General features: G+C 45.3%; 2 protein-coding genes and 1 pseudogene. All 3 read right to left on the bottom strand.

Features of this window, described 5'->3' with window-relative positions; all coding sequences use genetic code 11:
* Positions 1-493, bottom strand: a pseudogene (locus JX312_RS12060) (3-deoxy-8-phosphooctulonate synthase); the annotation flags it as partial.
* A complete protein-coding gene (locus JX312_RS12055; protein WP_204458143.1) occupies positions 490-1,212 on the bottom strand; it encodes a 16S rRNA (uracil(1498)-N(3))-methyltransferase in 723 nt (240 codons plus the stop codon). The pseudogene JX312_RS12060 and the gene JX312_RS12055, both read right to left, overlap by 4 nt.
* Before the next feature lie 15 nt (positions 1,213-1,227).
* Complete coding sequence (locus tag JX312_RS12050) at positions 1,228-2,565, bottom strand: MFS transporter (protein WP_239653911.1); 1,338 nt, start codon at positions 2,563-2,565, stop codon at positions 1,228-1,230.
* Positions 2,566-2,611: the final 46 nt, after the last annotated feature.

The following is a 2,611-nucleotide window of genomic DNA, read 5'->3' as shown; positions in this document are numbered from 1 at the left end:
CGGTCACAGCCAGTCTGTTGTTGCCTGATTCCCTGACTTTGAGGCAGGCGAATTTCATTGCGGCAGGCGATAGGAACTGTCCTTTTTTTATGTTTATCATTTTTCCTGTTTTTGCAGCAGCCACCAGTAGGTCGGTCTGACGGCATAGAAATGCCGGAATCTGGAGGATGTCGACATATTCAGCCGCCATTTCCGCTTCATCGGCTGTGTGAATGTCTGTTACGACAGGAATATGGAATGTTTCCTTTACCTTTCTTAATATTTTAAGAGCTTTTTCATCACCTATTCCGGTGAATGAATCAAGTCTGCTTCTGTTGGCTTTTCTGTAGCTCCCTTTGAAAACATACGGTATGTCTAACGCAGATGTGATTTCAAGCAGTTCAGCGGCAATGTCGAGTGCCATTTCCTCTCCTTCAATCACACAGGGACCGGCAAGGAGAAAGAAGTTGCCGGAAGCACTTGAATTTATATATTCGATGATATTGTCAGTCATTTTTTCAAATCATTAATTACGTGTATTGCAGAGACTGCATAAAGTGCGGCTGTCTCGGTGCGGAGCCGGGTGTTGCCGAATGTGGCAGGTGTGAAACCGGCTTTTACCGACATCTCGACCTCTTCAGGCGTGAAATCTCCTTCCGGACCGATGAGGATTGTCACGTCTTTTCCGGCAGTGTATACATCCACAAGCTCTTTTCTTGGAAATTCAGATGAACAGTATCCCATGATTCTTATTTCTTCTTCATTTCCGCAGTCTAATCCTTTTATGAATTTTTTGAAATCAATCATTCCTGCGAAGTCGGGAATACGGGATTTCATACTTTGTTTCATGGCAGAAACAAGTATTTTGAGCAACCTTTCGGATTTTACATCTTTCCTTTCGCTTCTCGTGCATTTCAGGAAAACGATGTTGTCTATGCCTATTTCCGTTGCTTTCTCAAGCAACCACTCCATACGGTCTATATTCTTTGTCGGAGAGACCGCCAGAGAGACGCGTGGCTGCCAGTGCTTTGGTTCGGTATGTGCGGAAAGGATGTCGACTTCTGTTTTTTTAGGATTCGCATTCGTAATGACACATTCGAACGCGTTTCCTTTGCCGTCGACAGCATGCAGGATGTCTCCCTCTTTCATTCTCAGGACACGACAACAATGTCCTGACTCCGTCTCAGGGAGGGAAAAATCAGTTTCTATATCCGGTGCGTAAAAACGAATCACTTTCAGAAAGATTGATTATTGCGCCATACCTTCAGGATCTCCTCCGTCAATCTCTTCAGCCTTCGTGAGACTGATATTTTCAGAGGTTTTGGGCGCTTTGAAGATGAAAATAAACAAAATGCTTATAATTAAAGCATATGCTGCGAAGATAAACCAGGAATGCTGCCATCCTGAAAGGTTTTCGGCGGCAGATGTCATTCCAGACATGTCAACGTGTTTGTTGACTACAAGAGTTCCGGCAAGGAACGTTCCCACGCTCGCTCCGATGCCATTCGTCATTATCATGAACAGTCCTTGTGCGCTTGAGCGAAGCTTCTTGTCTGTCTGCTGGTCAACGAAAAGTCCTCCCGCCACATTGAAGAAATCGAATGCAACGCCATAAACCACGCATGAAAGGATTATCCACACAAGCCCTGAACCTGTATTTCCGATACCGAAGAATCCGAAACGGAACACCCATGCCATCATGGCGGTGAGCATGACTCCCTTGATTCCGAATTTCTTAAGACAGAATGGTATGAGGAGGATACATAATGCTTCGCTTGCCTGAGAAATGGCGGTAAGCGCTGTGGCGTTTCTTGCTCCCCAGGTCTGTGCGTATTCAGCTATGTTCTGGAATGAGTCAATAAACATGGTTCCATAACTGTTGGTGATCTGAAGGCATACACCAAGAAGCATGGAGAACATAAAGAATACCGCCATTGTGCGGCGTTTGAACAATTTGAAAGCCGACAATCCGAGAGTTTCGGAGATTGAAGAACCGGAAGATGGGTTTACGGGACAGTTGGGCATTGTCAGTGCATAGATCATGAGAATGAGACTGACAACGCCTGATGAGATGAACTGTGCGTATGTCGACTGGAAGTTTGTGAAGTTTACAAACAATTCCGCGCAGATAAATCCGATTGTTCCGAAAATACGGATAGGTGGAAATGCAGTCACGGTGTCAAGTCCAGCCTTGTTGAGCGCATTGAACGCCACTGAGTTGGCAAGGCCTATTGTAGGCATGAAGAACGCAATGGAAAGAGTGTAGAATGTGAACAGCGTTCCAAAGTCAACGTTGCCGTCGCTTTGCCTGCAATACCAGCCGGCAAGGAGCATGAAAATACCGGCAATACCGTGACATAGACTGAGCATTTTCTGAGCGGGAATCCATTTGTCTGCGATTATGCCTATCAGCGCGGGCATAAAAAGCGATACAAGCCCTTGTCCGGTATAGAACCAGAATATATGGTCGCCAAGGTTCACTGAGCCGAGGTATATTCCCATAGAAACGAGATAGCAGCCCCATACTGCGAACTCAAGGAAGTTCATTACGATGAGGCGAGTCTTCATTGCGGTATTTGATGCCATATAGTAGATTTCTTTCTTATTTAACGCACAAAGATAACCAATATTT

Origin of the sequence: Barnesiella sp. CU968 (assembly GCF_905219685.1) — a bacterium.
Taxonomy (GTDB): domain Bacteria; phylum Bacteroidota; class Bacteroidia; order Bacteroidales; family Muribaculaceae; genus Lepagella; species Lepagella muris_A.
Note: the sequence above shows the minus strand (reverse complement) of the source record. Positions and strands in the feature narration are given on the sequence as shown.

Bases quoted from the DNA above. Each gene is read 5' to 3' on its own strand.
- JX312_RS12050 (WP_239653911.1), bottom strand. From the start codon at position 2,565: ATGGCATCAAATACCGCAATGAAGACTCGCCTCATCGTAATGAACTTC.